At 55.0% G+C, this 26,456-nt stretch carries 27 protein-coding genes; 9 read left to right on the forward strand and 18 right to left on the reverse strand.

Annotated elements, in window-relative coordinates; genetic code table 11:
• Window positions 1-3: 3 nt before the first annotated feature.
• From ptsP to ACTID9_RS17970, 5 genes are all read right to left on the reverse strand, one after another.
• Window positions 4-1,731, reverse strand: a complete 1,728-nt coding sequence (gene ptsP / locus ACTID9_RS17950; RefSeq protein WP_441066178.1) for a phosphoenolpyruvate--protein phosphotransferase — start codon at window positions 1,729-1,731, stop codon at window positions 4-6.
• A gap of 17 nt (window positions 1,732-1,748) precedes the next feature.
• Window positions 1,749-2,909: a mannitol-1-phosphate 5-dehydrogenase gene (locus tag ACTID9_RS17955; protein ID WP_441066180.1), complete on the reverse strand. Its 1,161-nt coding sequence runs from the start codon at window positions 2,907-2,909 to the stop codon at window positions 1,749-1,751.
• Between the two features lie 2 nt (window positions 2,910-2,911).
• The gene (locus ACTID9_RS17960) at window positions 2,912-3,349 is read right to left on the reverse strand and encodes a PTS sugar transporter subunit IIA (RefSeq protein ID WP_441066182.1); all 438 of its coding nucleotides are present in this window, start codon (window positions 3,347-3,349) and stop codon (window positions 2,912-2,914) included.
• Between the two features lies 1 nt (window position 3,350).
• Window positions 3,351-5,465, reverse strand: a complete 2,115-nt coding sequence (locus ACTID9_RS17965) for a BglG family transcription antiterminator (protein WP_441066184.1) — start codon at window positions 5,463-5,465, stop codon at window positions 3,351-3,353.
• A gap of 79 nt (window positions 5,466-5,544) precedes the next feature.
• Window positions 5,545-6,969 (reverse strand): PTS mannitol transporter subunit IICB, encoded by a 1,425-nt coding sequence (locus ACTID9_RS17970; protein WP_441072633.1) that lies wholly within the window; start codon window positions 6,967-6,969, stop codon window positions 5,545-5,547.
• Window positions 6,970-7,240: 271 nt separating this feature from the next.
• On the opposite strand from ACTID9_RS17970, the gene ACTID9_RS17975 reads away from it, so the two are divergent.
• The 8 genes from ACTID9_RS17975 to ACTID9_RS18010 all read left to right on the forward strand — a co-directional run bounded on the left by ACTID9_RS17975 (window position 7,241) and on the right by ACTID9_RS18010 (window position 14,676).
• Window positions 7,241-8,101 carry a MurR/RpiR family transcriptional regulator gene (locus tag ACTID9_RS17975; RefSeq protein ID WP_441066186.1) on the forward strand — a complete coding sequence of 287 codons (861 nt, stop codon included), beginning with the start codon at window positions 7,241-7,243 and terminating at the stop codon, window positions 8,099-8,101.
• 42 nt (window positions 8,102-8,143) lie between these two features.
• On the forward strand, window positions 8,144-8,812 hold the full coding sequence (locus tag ACTID9_RS17980) for an N-acetylmannosamine-6-phosphate 2-epimerase (protein ID WP_441066188.1): 669 nt from the start codon (window positions 8,144-8,146) through the stop codon (window positions 8,810-8,812).
• The gene (locus ACTID9_RS17985; protein ID WP_441066190.1) at window positions 8,809-9,726 is read left to right on the forward strand and encodes an ROK family protein; all 918 of its coding nucleotides are present in this window, start codon (window positions 8,809-8,811) and stop codon (window positions 9,724-9,726) included. Before ACTID9_RS17980 ends, ACTID9_RS17985 begins: the two co-directional genes overlap by 4 nt.
• A complete protein-coding gene (locus ACTID9_RS17990; protein WP_441066193.1) occupies window positions 9,723-11,114 on the forward strand; it encodes an ABC transporter substrate-binding protein in 1,392 nt (463 codons plus the stop codon). The genes ACTID9_RS17985 and ACTID9_RS17990 overlap by 4 nt, the downstream gene beginning before the upstream one ends.
• Window positions 11,104-11,985 carry a carbohydrate ABC transporter permease gene (locus tag ACTID9_RS17995; RefSeq protein ID WP_441066194.1) on the forward strand — a complete coding sequence of 294 codons (882 nt, stop codon included), beginning with the start codon at window positions 11,104-11,106 and terminating at the stop codon, window positions 11,983-11,985. The genes ACTID9_RS17990 and ACTID9_RS17995 overlap by 11 nt, the downstream gene beginning before the upstream one ends.
• The gene (locus ACTID9_RS18000) at window positions 11,982-12,800 is read left to right on the forward strand and encodes a carbohydrate ABC transporter permease (RefSeq protein ID WP_441066196.1); all 819 of its coding nucleotides are present in this window, start codon (window positions 11,982-11,984) and stop codon (window positions 12,798-12,800) included. The genes ACTID9_RS17995 and ACTID9_RS18000 overlap by 4 nt, the downstream gene beginning before the upstream one ends.
• A gap of 146 nt (window positions 12,801-12,946) precedes the next feature.
• Window positions 12,947-14,260, forward strand: coding sequence for an MFS transporter (locus ACTID9_RS18005; protein ID WP_441066198.1), 1,314 nt, complete (start codon window positions 12,947-12,949; stop codon window positions 14,258-14,260).
• Between the two features lie 140 nt (window positions 14,261-14,400).
• Window positions 14,401-14,676 carry an HU family DNA-binding protein gene (locus ACTID9_RS18010; RefSeq protein WP_441066200.1) on the forward strand — a complete coding sequence of 92 codons (276 nt, stop codon included), beginning with the start codon at window positions 14,401-14,403 and terminating at the stop codon, window positions 14,674-14,676.
• 302 nt (window positions 14,677-14,978) lie between these two features.
• Here ACTID9_RS18010 and ACTID9_RS18015 read toward each other — a convergent pair whose 3' ends face one another.
• The 13 genes from ACTID9_RS18015 to ACTID9_RS18075 all read right to left on the reverse strand — a co-directional run bounded on the left by ACTID9_RS18015 (window position 14,979) and on the right by ACTID9_RS18075 (window position 24,859).
• Window positions 14,979-15,389: a VOC family protein gene (locus ACTID9_RS18015; RefSeq protein WP_441066202.1), complete on the reverse strand. Its 411-nt coding sequence runs from the start codon at window positions 15,387-15,389 to the stop codon at window positions 14,979-14,981.
• 65 nt (window positions 15,390-15,454) lie between these two features.
• Window positions 15,455-16,183 (reverse strand): sigma-70 family RNA polymerase sigma factor, encoded by a 729-nt coding sequence (locus ACTID9_RS18020; protein ID WP_441066205.1) that lies wholly within the window; start codon window positions 16,181-16,183, stop codon window positions 15,455-15,457.
• Window positions 16,184-16,319: 136 nt separating this feature from the next.
• Window positions 16,320-16,967 (reverse strand): nitroreductase family protein, encoded by a 648-nt coding sequence (locus tag ACTID9_RS18025; RefSeq protein ID WP_441066207.1) that lies wholly within the window; start codon window positions 16,965-16,967, stop codon window positions 16,320-16,322.
• Between the two features lie 170 nt (window positions 16,968-17,137).
• On the reverse strand, window positions 17,138-18,151 hold the full coding sequence (locus ACTID9_RS18030; RefSeq protein ID WP_441066209.1) for an HD-GYP domain-containing protein: 1,014 nt from the start codon (window positions 18,149-18,151) through the stop codon (window positions 17,138-17,140).
• A 218-nt stretch (window positions 18,152-18,369) separates the two neighbouring features.
• A complete protein-coding gene (secD, locus tag ACTID9_RS18035; protein ID WP_441066211.1) occupies window positions 18,370-20,523 on the reverse strand; it encodes a protein translocase subunit SecD in 2,154 nt (717 codons plus the stop codon).
• Between the two features lie 47 nt (window positions 20,524-20,570).
• Window positions 20,571-20,906, reverse strand: a complete 336-nt coding sequence (locus ACTID9_RS18040) for a hypothetical protein (RefSeq protein ID WP_441066213.1) — start codon at window positions 20,904-20,906, stop codon at window positions 20,571-20,573.
• 171 nt (window positions 20,907-21,077) lie between these two features.
• Entirely contained in the window at window positions 21,078-21,614 is a 537-nt protein-coding gene (locus ACTID9_RS18045; protein WP_441066214.1) for a hypothetical protein, read from the reverse strand.
• A 14-nt stretch (window positions 21,615-21,628) separates the two neighbouring features.
• A complete protein-coding gene (locus ACTID9_RS18050) occupies window positions 21,629-22,153 on the reverse strand; it encodes a manganese catalase family protein (RefSeq protein ID WP_441066216.1) in 525 nt (174 codons plus the stop codon).
• 52 nt (window positions 22,154-22,205) lie between these two features.
• Window positions 22,206-22,601 carry a hypothetical protein gene (locus tag ACTID9_RS18055; RefSeq protein WP_441066218.1) on the reverse strand — a complete coding sequence of 132 codons (396 nt, stop codon included), beginning with the start codon at window positions 22,599-22,601 and terminating at the stop codon, window positions 22,206-22,208.
• Window positions 22,602-22,679: 78 nt separating this feature from the next.
• Window positions 22,680-23,099: a GNAT family N-acetyltransferase gene (locus ACTID9_RS18060; RefSeq protein WP_441066220.1), complete on the reverse strand. Its 420-nt coding sequence runs from the start codon at window positions 23,097-23,099 to the stop codon at window positions 22,680-22,682.
• A gap of 372 nt (window positions 23,100-23,471) precedes the next feature.
• The gene (locus ACTID9_RS18065; RefSeq protein ID WP_441066222.1) at window positions 23,472-23,627 is read right to left on the reverse strand and encodes a hypothetical protein; all 156 of its coding nucleotides are present in this window, start codon (window positions 23,625-23,627) and stop codon (window positions 23,472-23,474) included.
• Between the two features lie 82 nt (window positions 23,628-23,709).
• Window positions 23,710-24,603 carry an FAD-dependent oxidoreductase gene (locus ACTID9_RS18070; protein ID WP_441066224.1) on the reverse strand — a complete coding sequence of 298 codons (894 nt, stop codon included), beginning with the start codon at window positions 24,601-24,603 and terminating at the stop codon, window positions 23,710-23,712.
• Window positions 24,604-24,673: 70 nt separating this feature from the next.
• Window positions 24,674-24,859: a hypothetical protein gene (locus ACTID9_RS18075; RefSeq protein ID WP_441066227.1), complete on the reverse strand. Its 186-nt coding sequence runs from the start codon at window positions 24,857-24,859 to the stop codon at window positions 24,674-24,676.
• 127 nt (window positions 24,860-24,986) lie between these two features.
• On the opposite strand from ACTID9_RS18075, the gene ACTID9_RS18080 reads away from it, so the two are divergent.
• Window positions 24,987-26,453: a recombinase family protein gene (locus ACTID9_RS18080; RefSeq protein ID WP_441066228.1), complete on the forward strand. Its 1,467-nt coding sequence runs from the start codon at window positions 24,987-24,989 to the stop codon at window positions 26,451-26,453.
• Window positions 26,454-26,456: the final 3 nt, after the last annotated feature.

Here is a 26,456-nt window from a genome sequence, read left to right on the forward strand (position 1 = left end):
TCCTTACGATTCACTGGTAGCAAATGCTTCTTTTACATAGCGCTCGACCTGTTCGGAGGAACGCTGCGATAAAATCGCCTTCGTCTGGGCCGCCGCTTCGGCTTTGCCCAATTGGTTGATCCGCTTGCGGGCCGGCAAAATGCTTACAGCGCTCATGCTGAATTCGTCCAGTCCCATCCCGAGCAGGATCGGGATGGCGGTCAGGTCGCCGGCCATTTCGCCGCACATGCCGACCCACTTGCCGTTGTCATGCGCCGCCTTGATGACGCGGTCGATCAGGCGCAGCACAGCCGGATGATACGGCTGATACAAGTAGGAAACCCGCTCGTTCATCCGGTCTGCCGCCATCGTATATTGAATCAGGTCGTTTGTGCCGATGCTGAAGAAATCGACTTCCTCTGCCAGCTGGTCTGCCATCATGGCGGCTGCCGGAATCTCGATCATGATGCCCACTTCCACAGCATCGCTCACGCCCACCCCTTGCGCCGTCAGCTCTGCCTTCACCGATTCCAGCACAGCTTTGGCCTGCAAAAACTCATCGAGCGTCGCAATCATCGGGAACATGATTTTCAGATTGCCGTAGACGCTCGCCCGCAACAATGCGCGCAGCTGGGTGCGGAACAGCTCCTCGTGATCGAGGCACAGCCGAATCGCGCGGAAGCCCAAAAACGGGTTCAGCTCTTCCGGCAAATCGAGATAGGACAGCTGCTTGTCGCCGCCGATATCAAGCGTGCGGATGACGACCGGCTTGCCCGCCATTTTCTCCAGCACTTCTCGATAGGCGGCAAACTGCTCTTCCTCCGACGGGAAATCGTTCCTGCCCATGTACAAAAACTCCGTGCGAAAAAGCCCAATGCCCTCCGCCCCGTTTGCCAGCACGCCGGCCAAATCTTGCGGGCTTCCGATATTGGCGGCGAGTTCCACATGGACGCCGTCGCGGGTCATCGTTTTGCTGTGCACCAGCTTGGCAAGCTCGGCTTTTTGCGTCTCGAACTCCGCTTTTTTCCGTTGATAGGCGGCGATTTCCTCGTCGCTCGGATCGATGATCACAATTCCTTCATGGCCGTCCAAAATCAGCATCTGTGCCGTACGGGCTGCGGTCGTGATCTCCCGCGTTCCTACCACCGCCGGGATTTCCAGCGAGCGGGCCATAATCGCCGAATGGGACGTGCGGCCGCCGATGTCGGTGACAAAGCCTTTGACCAGACGCCGATCGAGCTGTGCCGTATCGGACGGGGTCAAATCTTCCGCGATCAGGATCACTTCCTCCGCCATTTGGCTGACAGACATCGCGTTTACGCCCAGCAAATACGACAGCACGCGTCTGGTCACATCGCGAATATCTGCGGCGCGCTCCCGCATGTAGTCATTATCCATTTGTTCAAACAAGCTGATAAAGCCTTGCGCCACTTCATCAAGGGCGCTTTCCGCATTCACGCGCTTCTGCTCGATTGTCGACTGGACCGCACCGACCAGCTCCGGGTCTTCCAGGACTAGCAAATGGGCATTGAAAATCTCCGCTTTATCCGCGCCCATGTCTTTTTCCACCTGTTGGCTGATTGCACGCAGGTCGTCTTTGGCCCGATCGAGCGCCTGTTGAAAACGTGTCATTTCGGCAGCTGTATCGTCGATGGAAACCGTCGTGATGCGCAGCTGTGGATTGGCCAGCAAAAACGGCTTGCCGATCGCGATTCCTGCCGATGCTTGTACTCCTGTAATCGTTTGGGACACGGCTGTTCCCCTCCCCCTCAGTTCGATTCGGCTTTCGCTTGAAGCGATGCAACATGCTGCAGCACAATCGCCTCCAGCGGATGGCCGGCCGGAATGTGCGTATACTCGCGCAGGACGCGCTCGATTCCCCACTCGCTGCGATCATGCTGGATGCGCTGCGCCTCCGAATCTTCGCGATAGTCGAACAGCAGCGCTGCTGCAATGGCACGCCCAAGCTCCTGGGGCACGATCCCTCGCTCCATGCATTGCATTGCAGGACCGACGAGACGGTCATTCGGCGACAGCTTGCGGATCGGGGAGCGCCCTACCCGCGTCACATCATCGGAAAGCAGCGGATTGGCGTAGCGCTCCAAAATTTTCGCGACGTACGCATTGTGTTGCTCCTGGTCAAACCCGTACTTTGCCACCAGGAGCGCACCTGTTTCACGCAACGCGCCGCGAACGGCATCCGCGATTCCTTTGTCTCGCATCGCCTGATCGATCGTGACATAGCCTTTTTGGTAGCCGAGATAGGCGATGACGGCATGGCCGGTATTGACAGTGAACAGCTTGCGCTCGATGTATGGTGCCAAATCGTCTACATACGTGATGCCCGAAATGGCCGGAAGCTCACCTTTCACCTGTGAGCGGTCGACGACCCATTCGTAAAACGGCTCCACGGTAACCAACAGTTTATCCTCGTGATGCTGCAGCGGCACGATGCGATCCACCGCCGCATTCGGGAAGCCGATCATCCGATCCGCGCGTTCTTGTTCTTCCTCGGACAAATGTCCGTAAACATGCTCTTTCAACTGCGCGCTGCCGCCGATCATGTTTTCGCACGCGATGACGTTTAACGGCTGCCCGCCTGCTGCAAGGCGCCGGGAGATGCCCTGTGCGATGGCGGCTGCGATATGCGGAAGCACGTTCGGTCCGACCGCCGTCGTGACCAGATCCGCGGAAGCGATCGTTTGGGCGACCAGTTCCACCTCCTGGCCGTCGATGCCGCGAACCCCTTGCACATGCAAATGCTGCGTATTCGGGTCCGCCAGCTGCACATCGTATGCCTTCCGCTGGTTCAACTCAGCCACCAGCGCTTTGTTCACGTCGACGAATGCCACTTCATACCCGGCCTGATGCAAAAGCAGCCCGATGAATCCGCGGCCAATGTTTCCTGCTCCAAAATGTACGGCAAGCATGTTTACATCCCCTCTTCGAACAGCGCGATGATGTCTTCGGCCCGTGTCGCCTCGATGACGCGTTTCACATTTTCTTCCTCGGAGCAAATGATCGCGATATTGGAGAGAATCTCCAGATGCTCATCGCCGACCGCTGCGATCCCGATCACCAGATAGGCGGTGTTTCCTTCTCCGAAATCGACGCCGTGCGGAATTTGGACCACCGAAATCCCTGTCGATTGGATCTCCTGCTTGGATTCGTTGGTGCCGTGCGGAATCGCTACGCCGCTGCCGATATACGTTGTCAGCAGTTGCTCGCGCTCCAGCATTTTTTCCACATAGGCTTCCGTCACATGTCCGGCCTTCACCAAAAGCTCGCCTGCGAGGCGAATCGCTTCTGTTTTTGTTGCAACGCTTGCATTCAGCATGATTTTCTCTGTCGTCAGTACGGTTGTGGACATCTTAGTGTACACGCTCCAATCCTATCTTTTTTCGGCAAAAAGCATACAGCTTGCCTGCTATATAGTCAGCCAATGGCTGGGGGTCTTCTGATTTCAACACATCCAGCATGTCGCTTTCGATCAGCATCGAGCTGATCTCGCTTAACACTTCCAGTCCTTCCCGCGGCACATCTTCCGGTCCGAGCAGCAGAAGCAGCGTATCGACGCTCATCTCCTCTTCATTCATCGATTTCAGCCGTAATGGCGCCGACAGTCGGTGGACGGTGAATGACGTGCGGGTGACTTCTTGATTTTTGCCGTGGAACAGCGCCATGCTCGTTTCCGGAATGCCGAGTCCGCCGAGCTTTTCGCGCTGCAGCAGCTGCCTGGCTACGCCCGCAGGCTGCAGAATCGCGCCGTCCCGGGACAGCTGCTCGCACATGCGCAGGAGCGTCTTCTCCAGGCTTTCGCCATCGTTGCCCCATGAATGGATGGCAAGCCCGTCGACAATCTCCACGGCATAACCCGCATAGCGATGCATGGCGTTCAAACGCATAAGCGGCTCTTGCCCGGCTTTTGTCGCGCCTTTCTCGGGCTTGGCTTGCACCACGTGCGCCTGATCGAGACTGTGCAGGTAAAACTTGATCTTTTGGATGTCTTCCTGTGGCAGCAAAGGGCTGACCACCAAATAATCGTGTTCGGCGAGCGGCAGCGGAATCGTGGAAATGATCACGTCGTACTCGCTTTTCGGGATGCGGCCGACCTCAAACATCGAAAGATTTTGCAGGCTGATGATTTCCGGCAGCTCTTTCTTGATGCGGATCGCCAAAATTTTGGACGACCCGATCCCGCTCGAGCAAACTACCAATGCCCGGTATCGCTTGTTTTCCTGGATCGTGCGTTCCACCGCCGCCCCTACGTGCATGACGAGATAGCCGATTTCCTCATCCGGCACGTTCAGATGGGGAAACACTTGTGCAACCGCCTCTTTGCCCACCGCAAACAAGTCGGGATAGTTGGTCTTGATCTGGTCCAAAATCGGATTGCGGATGCCCATGTTGCGCTTCAATCGGTACAGCGCCGGCTCCAGATGGGTCAAAAGCCCGTGGAACAGGGAATGGTCTTCCTTAAGCGGCATGCCGAGACGCTCCGCGAAAAACTGGATCAGACGCTGTGTTGCGGCGAGCAGCTCCGCATTTTCCGGCCACATGGCTGCTTCCGGAGAGCTGCGCAGCTTGGCACCGCGCAGATGCATCGTGATGTAGCCGATTTCCGCCTTTGGCATTTCCAGCCCGAACATCTGCTGCAGCCGGTCGATGATGTTTTCCGCCGCCTCGTACTCCGGCGTCCCTTCCAGCTCGGCGAGCGTCTGTTCATCAAAAAGGATGCTCTCCCCTTTTTCCACCCGCTCGACAGCGAGGGCCAGATGCGTGACCAGCCCGAGGTAAGCGCTGTCTGCCAAAGGATAGTGCAAATCCTCGCCGATATGCTTCAGCGCAAGCTCCACGCGGATCAGCTTATCTTTGTCAATCAAGCCCAGCAGGCGCTCCGAAACCGAATCGATATCCGGCAGCGCTTTGTTTTGGATGTTCGCCTTGATCAGACCGATCAGTTCGTGCTCATCGAGATTCTCGGAGATCAATCGGCTGATGGCACGCCGTTTGGCTGACTCCGTCCCCTGCAGCTCCACGCCATATCCCCGCTTGCGCAAAAGAGAAAGCTCATAGCGGGCAAGCATCGTCTCCAAATCGTCCAGATCGTGACTGATCGTAGCCGTAGTTACCTTCAGATCGATCGCGAGCGAAATCAGCTTGACCGGCTCGGTCGCTTCCAATAGCGAACACAGAATCATGATTTTGCGCTCGTGCGCCGTGAAATCCATCGCGACGTGCCGGTACAAGACCGCTTCGCGCAATGCTTGCTTCTGTTCGTCTGTGCCTTGCAGCTCGACGCCTGCTCCCGCCTTGCGCACAAGCGCGAGCCCGTGCTCCGTCACGATCGGTTCAATCGCATCGAGTTCGCGGTGGACGGTCCGCGCGCTGACACCGATGTGCCCCGCAATCGTCCCGACCGTCACCTCTTTTTGTTCCTCCAGCAAAAACTCGACGATGGACCGCTGTCTTGCGGTTACCCGCATCGCCCCACCCCCTTTCCGCGCTTTGGCGTCTGTGTATGACAAAGAGGGATAACGCTAGTTTTCACTAGCGTTGATTCCCTTAGCTCAGTCGATTTACCAATTTTTCATACTCCGGACTGCTCAAGAAGTTTTCGATGGAGATGTGCTCGGCTTTCGGCGCTTTCACGATCGCGCGCTCTGTCAGCGATTTGTGCGTGATGACGATGTCCGCATCATCCGGAATGTCATTGATCGCCGTATTGATAACCGTGACCTCGATTCCTTTGTCCTTGAACTTTTTGCGCAAGGAAGCGGCGCCCATTGCACTGGAACCCATGCCCGCATCGCAGGAAAACACAACTTTTTTGACTTCCGCCGCCGTTTTCTCCGCTGTTGCGCTCACTTGTGCCGCTGCCGGTTGCTGCTTGCCTTTCAGCTCCTGCATTTTTTCCGTTGCGCGCTCCAGCTCGTCCTCATCGGCTTGGTTGCTTGTTTTCAGCAGGACGGAGGCGATGACAAACGATACGATCGTCGCGACCGCAACCCCTGCCCACACGACCAGCAAGCCACCGCGAGGCGCCATGGCGCTCAGCGCGAAAATGCTGCCTGGCGATGGCGGCGCGACCAGTCCTGCATGCAGCAGGGTGAAGGTGAAGACGCCCGCCATCCCGCCGCCGATTACCGCGAGGATCAAGCGCGGATTCATCAAAATGTACGGGAAGTAGATTTCATGAATACCGCCAAAGAAGTGAATGATCACAGCCCCTGGTGCAGACTGCTTGGCATTGCCTTTGCCCACCAGCCAGTACGCGAGCAGAATGCCAAGGCCGGGACCCGGATTCGTTTCGAGCAGGAAAAAGATCGATTGGCCCAGTTTCGCCGCCTGATCAAGTCCGATCGGGCTGAAAATACCGTGGTTGATCGCGTTGTTCAGGAACAAAATTTTGGCTGGCTCGACGAAGATGCTCACCAGCGGCAGCAAGCCTGCATTGACGATCACCTGCACGCCTGCCGCAAGCGCCTTGCTAAGCCCCAGCACGACCGGCCCGATCGCAAGAAAGCCCAGGAGCGTCAGCGCTCCGCCGATAATCCCGGCGGAAAAGTTGTTGACCAGCATCTCAAAGCCGGAACGGATTTTGCCTTCGAACAGTTTGTCCACCTTTTTGATGACCCAACCGCCGAGCGGCCCCATGATCATCGCGCCCAAGAACATCGGGATGTCCGAGCCTACGACGACCCCCATCGTCGCTACGGCACCGACGACGCCACCGCGCACATCATGAACCATCTTACCGCCCGTATAACCGATCAGCAGCGGCAGGAGGTAGGTGATCATCGGCCCGACGAGTTTTGCCAGCTGTTCATTCGGCCGCCAGCCTGTCGGAATAAACAGCGCGGTGATCAAGCCCCATGCGATGAACGCACCGATGTTTGGCATCACCATCGCGCTCAAAAATCTCCCGAACTTTTGAACCGAGACGCGCAGCCCGCCGGAAGATTGGTCTTTTGTTGCCACATTTGCCATCATTGAACCCTCCCTTGATTTTTTCCGATTGCGAACAACTTGGAATGAATGCGTTTTCTTGCCTTTACTATAAAGCGATTGCCGCCCGCTCTCAACGAAATCAAAACGTGGTTTTGTCCCGTTCACTGTTGCCAAAACTTAATAACCGGTTGCACCGGTCGGCAACAATCTCCGCTTTTTGCGGAAAAAAAGAAGGATATTTCCACACTTTCTGTATATCGTATGGTAACCACAAAAAAAGCCCGACAACCAAGGAGGTCATGTCAAAAAAGTGAGCGTGCCTGTTCCCGTTCGTGAATTCACCGCCAAATTGAACAGCTATTTGAAGTCATTGACCAAATCGGAGAAGAAAGTTGCCGACTATGTGCAAGGGCGTTTTGATGAAATTTTGTACTTATCCGTCACAGACCTCGCTGAACAGGCGGATGTCGGCGAAACGACCGTCCTGCGCTTTTGCCGCAAACTCGGCTTCAAAGGCTACCAGGAGTTCAAGCTTGCACTGGCCAAAGATGCGGTCAATCCGCTTACAAACCTGCACGGCGATATTGAGGAGAGCGACGAGTTTTTGGTCACGATGCAAAAAGTGAATGTCTCCAACATCCAGGCCATTTCGGAAACGACCGGGATGATCGATCCGCAGGTGCTTGATCAAGCCATTGCGATGATTCTCGCCAGCCAAAAAATCCATTTCTACGGTGCCGGCGTCTCCGGCATCACCGCGCTGGATGCCAAAAGCCGGTTTATGCGGATCGGCCTTTCCGTCGACGCTTCGCTCGATTCCCACCATCAGGCGATGGCGGCGGCCACGCTCGGCCAGCACGATCTGGCCATCGGCTTTAGCATTTCCGGCAGCACCAAAGACACGGTCGATGCGTTGGCGATCGCCCGATCCAATCAGGCAAATGTCATCGCGATCACGCATTTTGCCCGTTCCCCGATTACCAAGCTCGCCGATGTCGTCCTGTTGAACGGCGGACGGGAAGCACCGCTGCAAGGCGGCTCGCTCGCTGCGAAAATCGCCCAGCTTCATGTGATCGACCTGCTGTATACAGGCGTGGCGCTCCGCATCAAGGATCAGGCGCTCTACTACAAGGAAAAAGCGGCAAAAGCCGTCGCCGACAAGGCGTACTAGCGACGGCTGCCGCCCCCATTTCACAGACGAAAGGAAGCTACGATGCTGATGACATTAAAAGGCGGTCTGGTCGTATCCTGCCAGGCCCTCGAAGACGAGCCGCTGCATGGCGCGCAGTTTATGGAACGGATGGCCTTGGCGGCAAAGGCGGGCGGCGCCGTCGGTATCCGCGCCAACGGCTATGCTGACATCAAAGCGATCAAGGCAAGCGTCGACCTGCCTGTAATCGGCATTCACAAAATAAAGCTGCCCGGCTACGACGCGTTCATCACGCCGACCAAACAGGCAGCCCAAACCGTCCATGATGCAGGTGCCGACATCATCGCGATCGATGCGACCACCCAAAGCCGCCCGGAAAAGCTGGAAGAATTGATCGCCTTCATCAAAACGACGCTCGGCACGTATGTGATGGCGGATGTGTCCACCGCCCAGGAAGGGCTGCGGGCGCAGGAGCTTGGCTGCGACCTCGTGGGCACGACGTTGTCCGGGTACACGCAGGAAACAGCCGACCATATGCAGGAGCCGGATTTTACGCTCTTGCAAGATCTGGTGTCGACGCTGCATGTACCGGTGGTTGCGGAAGGGAGAATCCATACGCCCCAACAGGCAAAACAGGCTCTTTTGCTCGGCGCTTTTTGCGTGGTCGTCGGGGGTGCGATCACCCGTCCGCAAGAAATCACGCGCCGCTTCGTCGAAGGGATGAAACCATGAAGGTTGCGATCGGGATCGATGTCGGCGGGACGAAGATTCGCGGCGGATTGGTTCGCGATGACGGAAAAGTGCTTCGCATAGCGGAGCTTCCGACGCATGCTGCAAAGGGCGGCACGGCCGTTATGGGGCGGATCATGGCATTGATCGATGAGTTGGGCGTCGCCCACGCTTGCGGCATCGGGGTGGGTGCGACGGGACAGATCGGTCTTTCCGGTCAGATTTTGTCTGCGACCAGCACCTTTCCCGCTTGGGCAGGAATTGCGCTGCGCGATGAATTGACCGCCCGTTACGCCCTCCCCGTCCAAGTCGTCAACGATGTGCAAGCGATGGCGCTGGGCGAGCAGCATCACGGCGCGGGACGCGGGATTGCCGATTTCGTATGCCTCGCGCTCGGCACCGGGGTCGGCGGCGCCATCGTCTCCGCAGGGAAGCTGGTTCGCGGGGCGAATGGCGCTGCCGGAGAGATCGGTCATCTCATCCTCCGCCATGGCGGTCGCCTCTGCCCCTGCGGGAAATCAGGCTGTCTGGAAGCTTACGTATCCGGGCGCGCGCTGGCCGAACGGTTTTACGAAACGTACGGCATCCACAAAACCGCAAGCGCCATTTTGCAGGAAGCACAGTCCGGTGATCCGGCAGCACAGGCGATGCGTGACGAATTTGTCGGCGACCTGTCATCCGGCATCGCTTCATTGGCGACACTGCTCAATCCGCGCAAGGTTATCCTCGGCGGCGGCATTGCCCAAAGCTTGGCGCCATTTCTGCCGATCATCGCTCAGCAAGTGGTCCGTCAGCTGAGTCACGCCGCAGCGCTTGATTTTTCTGTGGAATTATCAGAATTACGCGACGAATCGATGCTGCTTGGCGCTGCCAGTCTGGTCTTTTCATCAACCAAATCGAGGGGGCGAACGTATTGAAACAGCAACGAAAATGGCTGTCCGCCGTGGTGACACTGGGTCTTTTCGCCGGTCTTTCCGCCTGCAGTTCACCAGCGGCACAGCAGCAGCAACCAGCTGCTACCGGTGGCACTGACACGGGCAGCCAAGCGGCAGCACCTGCCAAACAGACGGTTACCATGCTCTATTGGCCTGGACCCGAAAGCGAAGCGATGCAAAAAGTGATCGACAACTATAACCAGACCAAAGGCGCACAGGATGGAGTCGAGGTGAAGATGGCTCCGGCTCCGCGCGAAGGCTTCTGGGAAAAAGAAGCGGCGATGATGTCGGCCGACAACAAAGATGTCGATGTGTATTTCACCGCCAGCTATAAAGTCGGCGAGCAAAAAAGCGATCTGGTTCCGTTGGACGACAAGCTCGGCGATCAGCTGAAGCTGTTTATCGGCACCACCATTGACTCTTTGAAAAACGATGGCAAAACGTACGGCATTCCGACCGACGTATCCAATCATTTCATGTATTACCGCAAAGACCTGGTCGAGAAGCTGTTGGCCGATCCGGCGTGGCAAGCCAAATACAAGGAGATCAGCCTGAAGGTAGTTGGCAAAGAGCTTGTGCCAAAGCAGCCAGCCGAATGGAACTGGGATGATTTCACCGCAACCGCCGCCTTTTTCACCCAAAGCTTGAACCCTGACTCTCCTACGCAGTACGGGACCGCGCTGCAGGCCAAAAACCTGATTTACAACGTGATGATTTGGGATGACGTGCTCTACTCATTCGGCGGCAGCTGGTACACAGGCGATGGCAAGCCGAATTTTGATTCGCCGGAAACGAGAAAAGCGTTGAATGTGTACGCGAACATCATGAAAAACGGCATCTCCCCTGCTGCTGCCTCCACATTTGAATATCCGGAAACCAATCAGGCGTTCCAGACGGGCAAGGCTGCATTCATTTTGCAATGGGGCGCGGCTTACCATGAATTGACGGATCAGGCCAAGAGCGGGCAAGTTTTTGACAAAGTCGGAATCGCGCCGATCCCTGGCGACAAGCATGTGACACATGTGCACGCCCTTGGCGTCGGCATCAACAGCCATTCGGATAAACAGGAAGCCGCTCTGAAATGGCTGCAATATTTGGCTACACAGGAGGCGATGAAAACGTATGCCCAAAACGGCGGCATCCCGCCTGTCGCAGACGTGTTAAACGGCATGAAAGACCAGCGTCCCGAGTTCCCTTTCATCGCCGAGCACGTCGACAAATACGGATACGTCGCCGACACGGGCAGCCAGGTTTTCCCGATCCTCGAAGTGCTGGCGCGGCATTTTTCGGCCGTTTGGGCGGGGCAGGCGGACGCGGATCAAGCGGCAAAACAGGCGCAAGACGAGGTGAGCAAGCTGATTGGAAAGTAACCGCGTGAAAAAAGCGCCTCGTGAAGCGTATTGGATGCTGGCCCCGCTAGCAGCAGTCGTGCTCGCACTGGTTGCCTTCCCTACGCTGTACGCCTATTCGGTCAGCCTGCTCGATGCCCGCCTGTCCTCCGACGCGGCGCCCTTCATCGGCCTTCACAACTATGCGTCGACGCTGACGAACGCATCGTTTTATGGATCGATCGCCTACAGCGCCAAATTCGCCCTGCTGGCAACCGTCGCAGAGCTTGTCGCAGGCATTGCGCTTGCGGTGCTGTTTAACAGATCGTTCCGGGGGAAAGGTATCGCGACCAGCCTCTTGCTGCTTCCCTTGATGGTCGCCCCCTCGCTCTTTGCCCTGATCTTTCGGCTGATGCTCAACGAATTCGTCGGCCTCATCCCGTATTATTTTTCACGATTGGGGATTTTGTTGAATCCGTTTGACCCCACATGGGTGGGGGCGACGCTCGTCATCATCGACGCGTTGCAGTGGGTTCCCTTTGTGTTCATCATCGTGTATGCCGGTTTGACGACCATCCCCGAGGAGTTGTATGAGGCGGCCAGGGTCGACGGAGCGACAGCGTGGCAAACGTTTGCCACCATCACGCTTCCCCTGCTCGTTCCAACGATCGCAACCGCAGCCTTTTTGCGCGGAATCGATGCGTTCAAAATTTACGACATGATTTATGTGCTGACAAACGGCGGGCCCGGCGAACTGACGACCAGCGTAAGTCTGTTCATTTACAAAAAAGCTTTTCTGGAAGGAAACATTGGAGAAGCGAGCGCGGCGAGCATCTTGCTGACGTTCGTCCTCGCTCCTGTTCTCGGATTGGCGATGAAATATGTCGTGAAGCATGGGAGGGAAGGCGTGTGAACATCGTAAAACGAATCTTGTTTTGGCTGCTGCTCGCCTGTTCGCTCGCCATCTTTCTCGCCCCGCTCTTGCTCGACTTCATCACCTCGCTGAAAACGGAAGGCGACATCGCCTCGTTTCCGCCAAAGTGGGCCTTTTTGCCGACATTCGAGCATTATCAGTCCGTTTTTTCCAGCTCCGGCTATCCATTTGGCCAATTTTTCCTCAACAGCTTCCTGATCGCCGGCACCGCCAGCGTCGCGACTGTTGCCATCTGCTTGCCTGCCGCTTATGCCATGGTGCGATACGGCGTGGGGAGCCGGCGCTTCTTTTCTTTCATCGTCAGTCTGAAGCTGCTGCCGCCGATCGTTTTTGCCATTCCGTATTTTGCCATGTTTCAGTTCGTCGGGTTGCTCGATACGACCGGACTCATCTGGGTGGCCGTCATCATGAACATCCCGTTGACGCTGCTATTGATGGTCGGGTTCATCCAGGAGCTGCCCAAAGAAATGGAAGAGGCAGCGGTCATGGACGGATGCGCGCCCACCGCCATCTTGACCAGGATCGTCTTGCCGCTCATCGCACCCGGCGTGGCTGCGGCCGCCATTCTCACGTTTATTTTCACCTGGAACGAGTTTTTATTCGTGCGCATCTTAAGCGATGTGAAAGCGATGACGACGACGGTCGGGTCCACGCTGTTCATCCAGGCTTATGGCATCCGCTGGGGCGACATTGCCGCCGCGATCGCACTCTCTGTGCTGCCGCCGCTCCTCTTTACGTTTTTTGTCCAGCGCTATTTGGTGAAAGGACTGTCGATGGGTGCGGTGAAAGGATAGACACGCCAAAAAACGTTCGGGCATTTGGCTCCGGACGTTTTTTGCCGTTTTCGTTTGTACAGTTGTGTTTTGCAAAAGGCTAGACGCGGCCGAAATGGGGTACGTTATGGGCAGGCCTCACGATAAATCGATGCGGGGGGAAGCGCATGCAGCAAAAGACGAAATCCGGCACTTTTTTTCCGCGGTCTGCCAAAGGCGCAGTCAGCCAGGATTGGTCACCGCCCAGCGCCGCTCAACCGCTGCGCCGCAAGGAAGGCCATCTCGACAATCAGGCAAAACTTTTGCTTTTGGTCAACATTTTGTTCATCGCGGCGAGCACGCTATCCGGCGCTTTCGTCACCGTCTATTTGTGGAAAGTGAAAAGCCAGTTTGCCCCGATCGCGTGGTTCACCTTTGCCACCCATTTCGCTGGCGCGCTGACCTTCTGGCTGGCGGGCGCATGGATCAAACGTGCGAACAAGATGAACGCCTTGCGCGCAGGCATGGCGGTTTCCGCTTTTTTTTATCTGCTCGTATTGCTGCTGGGTCAACATACCGTCCAGTACGCTGCATTGCTTGGGATCGTACAAGGACTTGCTTCCGGCTTTTTTTGGCTTGCCTTCAATGTCGTCTATTTTGAAATAACCGAGCGGGACAACCGCGACCGCTTCAATGGCTGGTCAGGCCTCCTGGCATCCGGGGCCGGCATGCTTGCGCCATGGATCTCCGGCTTGCTCATTGCGAAAATGCCGGATAAAACCGGCTACACGCTCATCTTCTCGCTTTCGCTTTGCTTGTTCATCGTCGGCATGATCGTAAGCTTCTTTTTGCAAAAGCGGCAGACGGATGGCGACTATTCGTGGCAGTTCGCGTTCCGCACGCTCCGCAACAACCCGAACTGGCGCTTGGCGGCAGGCGCTTTGGCCGGACAAGGGCTGCGGGAAGGCGTATTCGGCTTCATGATCAGCCTCTTGGTTTACATCTCGACGAAAAGCGAGCTGTCGCTCGGCAATTATTCGCTCGTGACCTCTGCGGTCGGGCTTGCCAGCTATTTTTTCATCGGCAAGCTGTTTAAGCCCGCCTACCGGAAATGGAGCATGCTTGCGGGTGCTGTCGTGATGACCGGCGTCCTGCTCATCTTTTTTTGGCAAATCAGCTATACGACGCTGCTTGTATTCGGCATCGCCGTCGCCTTGGCCTATCCGTTGTACTCGGTTCCCATCCTCTCCACCGTCTTCGACCTGATCGGGACGAATGCGGAAGGCGTCCAGCATCGGGTCGAGTATGTCGTGCTCCGCGAATTCGCGCTTGATGCCGGACGGATGATCGGCGTTCTGCTGTTTCTTGCCGTCACATCGGTGAGTACGGACCCTGCGACGCTGAAATGGCTGATCCTGGCGCTCGGCAGCGGCCCTTTGATCGCCTGGCTTTGCCTATCACGGCTGTTTTCCATCGTGCACAGCGAGCGGACGGACGGGTAACGGGTTCCTTTTCTGCTGAACTGAGCTGCCGTTCGCAAAAAAAATGCACGCCAAGGAAACAAACGTTCTTCATGGGACTTCCCTTTTCCCGATATTTCCATTACTATGAGGGTATACTGAGTGAAAGGGTGTTACGCCACATGAACAAAACTGAGCTGATCGCAAAAGTTGCTGAAACAGCAGAATTGACCAAGAAAGATGCTACGAAAGCAGTAGACGCTGTCCTGGATGCAATCGCTGATTCTTTGAAAGCAGGGGACAAGGTCTCCCTCATCGGCTTCGGTAACTTTGAAGTGCGTGAGCGCGCGGCTCGCAAAGGTCGCAATCCGCAAACCGGCGAAGAAATCGAAATCGCTTCCAGCAAAATTCCTGCGTTTAAACCGGGAAAAGAATTGAAAGACGTTGTGAAACAGTAGTCGATACATAGGAATAAGCGCCCGAGTTGCGGGCGCTTTTTTTCGCTTAAAAATCAAAGACTTTGCTCATCTGCAGCCAGCGTCGAGCGACTACGGCTGGAGTCTGCAAGGAATTTTGAATGCGCTCTGCGCTTGAGGCGAACGGCATATCGAGAAAGTGTGCGGCGATTTTGCTGTCCTGGAAAACAGCATTTTGAACGATCACCTGCTCAACAAGCAGCCAACTCCATAACCTATCGATGTATACAAAAAACGAACCTTCGGCAGGTTCGTTTTTTTATGCCCATATGACACTTCTTGGTTTACTTGTCCTGATCCTCTTCGGCGGAAGGCCAGCCCCCCCACAAACTCGAGAGGTGACCATCCAGGTCGCGAAACATGAAGCTGTAACCGCCGCCCTTTTTGTATACCATCTCGCCGACTTCAACCCCTTTTTCCTTAAGCTCGGCGTAAACCGCGTGAATTTCATCCACCTGGAGTGACAAAATCGGCTGCGGCTGGCCGTTCATATCGCAAAAATCAAGGCGCGGCACCTCCGGCGAGCGAATCAATCCGAGTCCCACACCGCCCACATTCAGCCACGCTTCATTGTCGCCCGGCGTAAACGGGAATGTGAAAGGAATGCCCAGCAGCTCTTGATACCATTTAACTGATGCTTCCAGATTTTTAACCGGTAATTGAATGACAGCGAAATTTTTTACTTTCACACTCATGCTTTCAGCTCCTTTCCTTTTTCACAATACGATAAACGAAGCCGATCGACAAAAAGAAACGGTGCTCACGAATTTTGTACGAAAGACAACAAATGGCCATCCGGATCGCGGAGGCAAAAGGAATACTGGCCGCCTGACGCACAAATTTTCTCTACGCGGACCCCTTTTTCCGTCAAAAGCAAGTATGTGCGACAAATTGCGGCTGGGTCGCCCGCCCGAAACCCGGCCAAAAACTGCTCAAAAACGTCTTTCGGCATAAAAGCAGCCGCGTCTTCTTTCTTTTTACCAGAAGGTGGCTTGTCCGGCACATCACGCGGTTCTGCTGCCAATTCAGTAAGGCGCAGGCGTGCCCGTTTGACACCTTCCTTCACGGCCCCTACCGTCATGTGCAGAAACTTTGCCGTCTCCGGCGCGGTGAAGGAAAAAATATCGATTAACAAAATGAGCACCATTTGGCGAACATTCAGTCGATTCGCCAGCTGCTCGAATGCTTCGCGAATGAGGAAATCAGGCCTACTGCTACCTGCCGGCTGGTGCCATTCTTCCTCGAATATTGCCTCCTGGCTTTTTGCTTTTTTTTTTCGCCAGTGGTCAATCCACGCATGGTGAGCGACCCGTTTGACATACGCTTTGGTCACTTCCCGCTCCGGTGCGCTTTGCAGCGAGCGGTACAGCTTGGTGAGCGTCTCCTGCAGCAAATCTTCAGCATCCCACTCATTGCCTGCAAGCTGTCGGCAATATTGTTTGAGCGCTGGCAAAAACGGTTCCAACCTTGTAAAGGATACCTCTATCATACGTTCCCTCCGCATACCTTTTGCTTCTTCCTTTTCCATTCTCATGAACCTACGAATAAATGTCAATCATTGGCACAAATGCACAAAAAAAGAACCTCTTCCACATGGGAAGAGATTCTTTTCTCGCTTTCATCGACTACTCAATGAAATGTGTGATTTCGGCCACTTCTTTGCGAGGCAGCTTTTTCGGCGTATCTTGCGGATGGCCCAGCGCGATGACCATGTTGATCTGCTTTTCGGCCGGAATGCTGAGCATTGCTCTCAGCTTGTCCGCCGCCAACAGGACAGGTCCGGTCATCGGGCATGTGCCCAACCCTTTTGCATGCGCAGCCAGCATCAGGTTTTGCGATGCCAGGCAGCTGCTCTTGATGCCTTCCTCGTCCCAAACGTTATGCGGAACCAGTTCAATCGGTTCAAAGATTTTTTCACGGAATTTCGATTCATACGGCGTCGCCAGGCAAACGATCAGGACAGGCGCATCCGAAAAGGCGGTTGCATACGGTCCAAAGGAGCGCACCAGCAATCTGCCTTCTTTTTCGAAGCCTTTTTCCGTCGCTTGCGCCGCTTTTTCATGCAGGGCATCCCATGTCATTTGCTCGATTTCTTTAATTTTGTCGCGGTTGGTTATGACGATGAATTCCCATGTCTGCGAGTTGGTGTCGCTCGGAGCGTAGCGGGCGCAGTCGATGATATCCTCGATGTCCTCGCGCGTTACCGGTTGCTCCGTGAATTTGCGAATGCTCCGTCGTCCATGGATGATTTCTTTCAATGCCAAAAAATCCATCTAAAAAGCTCCCTTATGTTTATTTGCGCAACGATCATTATATCGCAAAACTACACGTTTTCGAAACTCTAAAACGCAACTCCCGGATTTGCCGCAATTTTCTGCCTTCCTATCCCGTCTTGTTCAGATCGCACACAAAAAACGGCTGCATCAGCAACCGTTTTTTCTCCCTACATACAAATCGCTTGTATGCGCAAATCATTCTCTTTGCTCAAATCGATAAACCCTCCACCCGCTTTGATCAAAGGCTTCTCGATGTCAAACGGGTTCAGCATGACGACCTCGCCCATCGTGCCATCGGTTAACACGACCTGCTCCCCGACCATTTTTTTCACGATGTTGTCCAAAAACAAAGACGTAATCGACGAATCCAGCGCCCCGAAAATACCTTTTCGCATCTGGCTGATCACCTCGTGGAAAGGAAGCGCATTGTGATACGGCCGTTTGGAAGACATCGCGTGAAAAATATCCGCCACGGCTACAATCCGGCTGAAAAGGTCGATCTTCTGATCGGTAATCCCGAACGGATAGCCTTTGCCATCAAGCCGCTCGTGATGCTGCAGCGCCACCAGCGCTGTCCGGTGGTTGAGACCGGGGGTGTCTTTGAGCACCTGATAGCCGAATACGGTGTGCTGCTTGATGACCGCAAACTCTTCCGGCGTCAGCTTCCCCGGTTTGTTCAATATGTCGAGCGGAACCTGCATTTTGCCTACATCATGGAGCGTCGCTGCCAAAGACAGGACTGCCAGCTCGGTTTCCCCCAGATTCAGCCACTTGCCAATCAGCGTGGAAAGAATGCCGACTCCAATATTGTGTTGATACGTGTATTCATCCGTGGCCTTAACCGCCTCAAGCAATTGAAACACATTCGTGTGTTCCGTCACCTCGCGGATCAGCGGAAGGATTTCGGTGCGCATCTGCATGACCGGTATTTTGCGCGTATGCCGAATCGAGTCAAACATCCCTTTGGAAGCCCTTACAACTTTTTGCACCTCTTGCCTGCAAGCGATGCCCTCTTCCTCTGAATCCGTCATGATGGCGACCGTCGTGATGTCAATGCGATGATTTTTGATCAAATCGAGGTGTTCATCCGTCAAAACGGCTTGTGCCGCGACGATCAGCATTCCGTACGAGTTGAACACATCCCGCTTCACTTTTTTGCCACGATATCCTGCCGTTTCCACCTTATGCCCTCCTCCACAATCCCCTTTTCGTCTCAACAGGCTACCGACAGGAAAGATAGCCGAATGCTCGCTTCCAGATGTGTGTGCACAGGTGTTTGGCGATTGCTTTTTGCGTTGGTTACCACTTGGTTGATTATACCATGCAATTCTGAACATTTTCTGAACAATTTTAAAAAACAAAAAAGCAGGTTCGTGCCTCTGCTTTTTTGCTTCCTGCCTTATTCCATTGCTGCCGGTTGCATTCTTGCAAACTCCCGCTTTTTCAGCGTCACCCATACTTGCGCTGCGATAAAGATTGACGAATACGTGCCGCTGACCAGTCCGAAAATCAGCGCGAGCGAAAAGTTGTGGATTCCTTCACTTCCCAGAACCGCGATGGAAAGAGCCGTCACAAATACCGTGGCGACGGTAAAAAGCGAGCGGCGCATGGTCTGCCAAAGACTCACGTTCACCATCTGCTGCAAATCTTCCACCGTCCGCACCTTCATCGTTTTCAGATTTTCGCGGATGCGGTCAAAGATCACAATCGTATCGTTGATGGAGTATCCGACGATGGTGAGCATCGCTGCGATGAACGTAAGGTCGATCTCCAGCTGGAACACGGAGAACAGCGCCAACGGAATGAACACGTCGTGCAACAGCGCGATGACGCAGGCGATGCCGAATAAAAGCTGGAAACGAAACGCAATGTAGATCGCGATGCCAAGCGCTGCAAGCAGTACGGCGACCACCGCCTTCTTCACCATCTCTTCCGCGATGACCGGCGATACGGTCGATTCCTGCCGGCTGACCTGACTTCCATATTTTTGCTGGAGATCATGCTGGATGCGTTCCAGGTCTTGCTTGTCCACCGGCTTTTCAAAGGTGGTTGTCGCCCATTCCTGCTTGCTGCCAAACGTTGTCACCGGCTTGAAGTCGACAGACGGCACATCCTGCCGGATCGCGGCCGCGATGTCAGCGGTTTGAAACGGCTTGCCGATCATCAGATCAAGCCTCGTCCCCGCTTTGAAATCGACGCCAAGGTTCAGCCCGAACCCGATCATCGTCACCAACCCGATCAGCAAGATTCCGAGCGAAACGGCATAAAATTTCCGCCGATTTTTGACGATGTCGAACTTGACGATCTGCCGGTCGTCCTGCTGAAGCGCACTGTCCGCCTGCCTGACGCCAAACCAGCCGGGCCGCTTGCACGCATTGGCCGCCAGCACCTGACCAAGCAGCACGCGGGACCCGTATACATTGGTAAGCAAGCTGGTCGCAAGCGTCATGATCAAAATGATCGAGAAGCCTTGAATGGAACTCGATCCAAACGCCAGGAGTACGACCGCTGCGATGATCGTCGTCACGTGGGAGTCGATGATCGTCACGAACGAATGCCGCTGTCCGGCCCGAAAGGATGAGCGGATCGTTTTGCCGCTGCGAATCTCTTCCTGGATTCGTTCATAGGTGATGATGTTGGCATCGACCGCCATCCCGACGGACAGGATGAACCCGGCGATTCCCGGCAAGGTCAAGGTCGCTTCCATCCAGCCCAGCAGGACCATGCAGATGTATGCAAACACGAGCAAGGTGATGTTCGCGATCATCCCCGGCATCCGATAGACTGCCAGCATGAACAAAAGTACGGCCGCAAAACCGATGTATCCGGCAGTGAGCGTCTTGTCGAGCGACATCGCCCCCAGACTGGCGCCAACTTGATTCGCCTGCAGCTGCACAAGCTTGGACGGCAATGCGCCCGCGTTGATGATTTTGGCGAGCTGGGTCGCTTCCTCTATTGTCCGCTGCCCTCTGATCTGTGCGCTGCCGTTCGGGATCACCTCATCGATAACCGGATTGGTCAGCATCGTGTCATCCAAATAAATCGCGACGTTTCGGTGCAGGTTCGCCTTCGTCACGTCCCTGAACGTGGCTGCATCGTTGAATTTCAATACGATCACCGGCCGCTTCAAGTCATCGAATCCCACGCTTGCGCCATTCGGAGCAAGGTCGCTTCCGTGCATCACGGCGTGACCGCTGCTATCGCGGAAGGTGAGGACAGCCGGCTTGTCGATCAGGCTGCGCAGTGCCTCCTGATCCGTCACGCCGGCCAGCTTGACGCGAATCCGATCTGGATTTTCAATCGTTACCTCCGGCTCCGTAACACCCCCGATGTTCACCCGCCGCTCGATCATGGCCGCAGTCGCTTTCAGCAGGTCGTCCGTTACAGCTGCTCCTGGCTGAAGCGGCTCCACTTGGTAAACGATCTCAAAACCGCCCTGCAAATCCAGCCCTAAACGAATATCCTTTGCGATCTTGTCGGTCGTCGTGCCCATTAGAAAAAACGCGCTGGCGATGAACGCGACAAGCGTGATCAATCTGAACCATTTTATCATGAAGCCCATTCCCCATTTCCTATCGAATCTGCGAGAGGAAACGGGGCTTACGCTATGTATCGGGACTCGTATCTGATCGGAAATAGCAAATAAAATCGCTTGAACAACGGAATAAACGAAAAGAGGTAGCGCTTCATCCGGAAGCGGAGAAACACGCGGAAGACGACGGTCAAAAAACTGAGCAGCAGCAAGATCTTGGCTGCCGTCGCCAGCGAATGACTCTCTTTGAGAAACGTCACCTGTTCCGTCAGGTAGCTATGGTCGACCAGCAGCGGCTGTTCGTGCGTAAGCCGGTTCTCTCCCCCGCTTGCCGGTTGGACGCAACCCAGGCACGGGAGCACGATCATGATGATCGCCAGTACGATTTTTGACATTGTCGACACGCTCCCGCCTCCTTTCCTGCCTCCTGGCCTACCTGTTTCCTTTTGTGGTTTACGGACGACTGAGCCAAGAGTTTCACATTTTTCCAGCTGTGCGTCGGCAGACCTTGGAATGGTCCTAGCATGTGAAAAAGACGCGCGGCCTTCAACCCGCGCGTCTTTTTCATCTGTTTTTTACCCACGGTAAGGATCGGCATACGGATCATGCATCCAGCGAAACAGCGTGCCTTTTCGCAGCGCTTCGGCGAGCGGCAGCTGCTCCATATACGGGTCAGCGGGATACGGCTTGGTCGGCGGCATGCTGACGGGCAAAAAGCCCCGGGGCGGAATCATCCTGCTCGGTTTTTGGTATGCCGGATTGGTTTGACGCGGGACACTTCCCGGTGGTGCCAAGCGGCCCGATTGACTGGGCATGGCGCCGGGCTGGTATGGTGTCTGGCTGAACGGATGCGGAGTTGCACCGGAACGGTGCGGCATTTGGCTTGCTCGAATGGGCATCCCGTTAAATGGGGGCATCGCTTGGCCCGTTTGGTACGGCATCCCACTGGAATGCCGTGGCATGTGGCCAGCAGGACGCGGCATGCTGCCGGCGGTGTCCCACATGCTGTCCATCGTCTGCTTGACGGCGCCCCCTTCCAGCATCGCATCGCGAGCAGGACGATTCCCTGCGCGTTTGATCGGGGTTTCGTCAGATCGTTTCGGCTTTTGCATCGGGGTCCTCCTTCCTAGAAAAATTTATGGGTTTTGTAGTGCTCCTCCACCAAATAAAGCGCCTCGCGGAACCGCTGGGAGTGTACCACTTCCCGCTCCCGCAAATATTTCAACGCATCGATGAGGTCGGGATCGTCTGTCAGATTGATCAGCCACTGATAGGTCGCCCGCATTTTTTCCTCACCCGCGATGTTTTCCGCCAAGTCAGCGATTGGATCTCCCTTGCTCTGAATATAGGCGGCGGTCCATGGAATCCCGTTTGCGTCGGAATAAAAGAGCGCTTTTTCGTGTTCCGCGTAATGCCCGCCCAATCCCGCCTCCCGCATTTGGGCCGGGGTCGCATCTTTCGTCAGCTTGTAGACGAGCGTCGCAATAATCTCCAGATGGCCCAGCTCTTCTGTCCCGATATCCGTAAGCAGCGCCTGCGCCCGTTCATTCGGCATCGTGTAGCGCTGATTGAGGTAGCGGAGGGCGGCGGAAAGCTCTCCATCAGGTCCGCCTGACAGTCGCAAAGAAAAAAGAATGATTTTCCAGCGCACAACAAAAAGCCCCTCTCCGCTCGAAAAGAGGCTTTTTCCTACTTGTTTCGCCTTATCGGTACTCCATTTCCTCTTCATCCCGCAGGTCTTCGCGGTCCCTGTAGCTTCCGCGGTCCCTGTATTCCGCAACGTCCAGGTAGCGATCGTTTTCATCTTGGTAGCGATCATCGTCACGATAGCTGCGGTGATCCGGCTCACCCTCACCATCCCGATCGCGCTCATCATCGCGGCCGCGTTCCCGTTCCCCTTCTTCGGCGTCATCTCGATACCGATCTCGATAAACGGATTCGAAGCGATTATACGAATTGATTTCGTTTTCCATGATTTTTTCCTCGATGCCCCTGCGCTCTTCATCATGTCGATCGGCTGAATCGATCATTTCTTCGACCTTGGACACCGCGATCACATTTTCGATTTCTTTTTTGTCACTGCACGTAAATGGATCCACGTTTATCACCCCTTCTGTTTTCAGTGTTACCTGCTGGGCCAATAACATGTAAGGGAGGACCCGCAAATAGCGGGTATATCAGTGCTTGAGGTGCAAAACTTCCTCGGGGTTTGCCACCATTCGGCCATAATATTGCGCAGACCGGAAATTGTGGATTTCCTGACAGGCTTTCGCCATTTTTTCCATGACTTTTTCCTGCGGCAGCGTATCGTGCGGACTCCAATAATAAATGTTCATTTCATACATTTCGCCGGTATCGTCTTTCCAGCGGTATTGAATCCGGTCTGCTTTCACGAATCCGTTTTTTTGATAAAAGCGGACTCTTCTCACCGTCTCCTGATCCTCGCGATTGACTGGTTCCACTTCCAGCAAAATGTCCTTTCCTTTTGCTTTCAGCATATTGATCACGCTTGTCCCGATGCCTTTTCCACGCGTGGCCGGGTTAATCAGAAGATAGTCGATAAAAAGAAACGTGGGGAATTCTGCGTAAAACAGCAAGTATTGATCCGTTTCGATTTTGTGGTAGCTGTCCTTTTAGGCAATCAGCGCCTTCATTTGGGCCTCGGTCTTCATTTCATACTCGGGAAAGTATTCCGTTAGTCGTTCATACCATTCCATTCGTCATTCACCCGCCCGCATTCTTGTGCCGCAAAGTCTTTTCCGCTTCTCCTTATGGTTCGCTTTTTAAAGACTCGATCCAGTCAGCGTAGCATTGCTTCTCGCGTTCCTGCCTGCTCGCTCTTATCCTCTCCACATCCGTTGCAAAAAACCGTGCGTTTGGCTGGATGGAATGGACTCACAGCTCATTTTGTCCATACAAAATCGAAAACCACCCGCTTCAGGCATGGTGGTTTTTCGGCTCATTCCGGTCTATTTGGTGGAACCCACTGTGCCGGTATCCACCGGCGGGTCGATCTGCACCACTTCCGCTGTCTTTCTTGTTTCGAACAAATCGGTTGCTCCAGCGGCATGGGTGCCCAGCACCTTCAGCTCTTTGTTTTCATCCCGGTTATTCACGTCGGTCACTGATTACGCCTCCTGCCATCAAGTTGTCTCGCTTAGTGTATGTCCGCATATCCATTTGTACTCATGAAGGCGTTTTGTGTTTTTACCCACGTCTCCGATACGGCGGAATGCTTTGCGGGAATCGAAACAAATTCATTGGATCGTAAGCCGTCTTCACTTCCCGCAGCCGCGGAAAATTTTCGCCATAATACGCCTTCGGCCAGTTTCGGATTGACCGGTCCGGCCAATTCACATAGTCACCCGTTGTATACGGCGATAAAGCCTGGCGCACGTTTTTGATCCAGCGGACGTTTCGCCGTTCTTCCCCACGTTCGTTCCATCTTGTCAAGTATTCCTGGGCGATGATCGCGTCCCGGTAATAGTAAGCCGTCTCCTCCGGGCGTATTTGCGCAGCAGCTCCGCCGAGCGATTGGTGCCAAAGCGACGCATGTTCATTCGGAGGTTGGGCCAGCCATTGTTTCATCGTCAAGATCGCCTCCAAAGGGAGCGGAGCCGTGATGAACGAGCCTGAGCGTTTGCGATTGGCCGGTTCATTGCCGCCCGGTTCATCAAAAAAGCGGACGGCTTCCCCGCCGAGCGTCAAGCCGACGAGGCCGACGCTGCTCTCGGTTCCTGCCGGGATCGTCGCGCCATGTTTCCACAGTTGGCGGTAGACGTTGCCCAAAGCCGCTCCTGCCTCGATTTTTGCCGTCATCGCATGGCGGTCGACCTTGATTCGGTTCATCTCGCTGACGTCGATGATGAGTCCGCCATTCACCAACGAAAAATTTTCATAGCTGTGCCGCCCGCTTCTCACGCGAAACGGCATTCGCTTTTCTCTGACCCAGTTGAGCGCATTCACGACATCTTGGGTATGTTGGCAAAAGACTATGATTTTGGGGAATCGCGGAACGCTCAAGTTATGATTGATCCGCGCCTGTTCATATTCCGGATCATGTGGCGTGACGATGCGTCCGGTAAGCTGCGCCTCCTCCACTTGTCTACCCCCCTTTTTTTCATTCCCGCCACATCGAGGTGCTGTGTGGCTTTCCTTTCCGCATCGGGCGTCAGCGGATGCCAAACTCTTTTTCCACCTCCCCTTTTGCCCAATGCACCATTGCCACCGCGCACCGCCAGCCAACCTGCTTCTGCAGCTTGGGGGTCATCTCCACGATCTCGCCTGACGCTGGCATGATCACTTTGTGCGGCAATTTTTCAATTGGTTTTGGCCTTGGCCTTGGCTTGCGCCCCACACAGCCACCCCCTCCTAGTTTTTTGTATGCGGAGTGGACACATGGACGGTCCTGCTATTTCGCCGGTACGCAGGGCGATTGATTTTTCTCTATCCGGCGCATACGTATGTAGGGGAGGTGATGGGCTGTGAAGGTCGCGCTCTACATTCGCGTATCAACGGACGAACAGGCGCGGGAAGGCTTTTCGATTCCGGAGCAGCGCGAACGTCTCGTCGCGTTTTGCACCGCTCATGGCTGGTCCGACTACGAATGCTTTATCGATGACGGGTATTCCGCCAAAGACACCGACCGACCGGCATTTCAGCAGATGATGACCGCCATCCGGGAGGGACGCATCCAAACGGTCATGACAACCAAGATCGACCGGCTCACCCGACGCCTGATCGATCTGCTCACATTCATCGACGAGCTGGATGCGCATCAATGCTCGTACAAATCGGCATCGGAAACATTTGACACGGGTACCGCTGTCGGCCGGATGGTGCTCCAGCTGCTCGGCGTCTTTGCGGAATTTGAACGGGAGCGCATCGCGGAACGCGTCCGCGAAACGATGTACCATGCGGCTCAACATGGAAAAGTCGTGACCGCCCCGTGCTTCGGCTACGATGTGCAGGATGGCCGGTACCTGATCAATGAGGAGGAAGCCCGGTGGGTCCGGATCATGGCTGAACGGATCATTGCCGGACAAGGAACCTGGACGATCGCGAAAATGCTGAATGATCATGGCATCCGGACAAAGCGCGGACGCGAATGGACACTGAAGGCTGTGCGCGTCTACCTGTGGAAAAATGAGCGGCTGCGCGGCCATACCGTCTGGAATCAACATTACCGCAAAAACCGCAAGCTGATGGAACGGCCCGCTCGCGAATGGCTCGTGGTTAAACATACCCATGAGCCCATTTTGGATCAGGAAACGTATCAGAACCTGCAAGCCCGGCTCGAACAAACCCGGCACCTGGCCCCTCGCGCCAGGCGGAGCGGCTACCTGCTTTCCGGACTGGTTCGCTGCGGTCATTGCGGCAGCAGCATGAACGGGATGAAGGCCGTCACCCGGAACAAGGAACAACCATACGTATCGATGAAATACGTGTGCGCTGCCTATCAAAAAAAAGCGCAATGCTTCTACCACTTCATCCACACGACCGCGTTGGAGGAGCATGTCATTCAGGAAATTCTTGCACTCAGCGAAACGGACATCGCTGCAGCGCTTGAGACTCTGCCCCCATTCGAGAACCGACAGCATGAAGAGCTTGTGCAAACGAAAAAACAGTTGGCAACTGTAGAGGATCGTTTTCAACGGCAAATCCGCGCGTTCGAAATCGGCATTTTGGACGAGAACGATTTGCTTGCGGCCAAAAAGCGGCTAACCCAGGAAAAAAACGAGCTGCTTGCCAACATACAAGCGTTGGAAAATGCCGTGAGCGCAGGCTTTTCCGAAGCGGCGGTGCGGGAGAAAATCGCCAGCCGCCTTTTTCATAGCAAAGCGGTGCTTGAAACAGGCGATCGGGAACGATTGAAAACGATCATTCGCGGCTTGGTTCACCAGATTACCGTGTTTGACGGGAATCGGATCGAGCTTACTTTTTCGGTTTAATTT

The sequence above is a fragment of the Brevibacillus fluminis genome (genome assembly GCF_052072235.1).
GTDB lineage: Bacteria > Bacillota > Bacilli > Brevibacillales > Brevibacillaceae > Brevibacillus_D > Brevibacillus_D fluminis_A.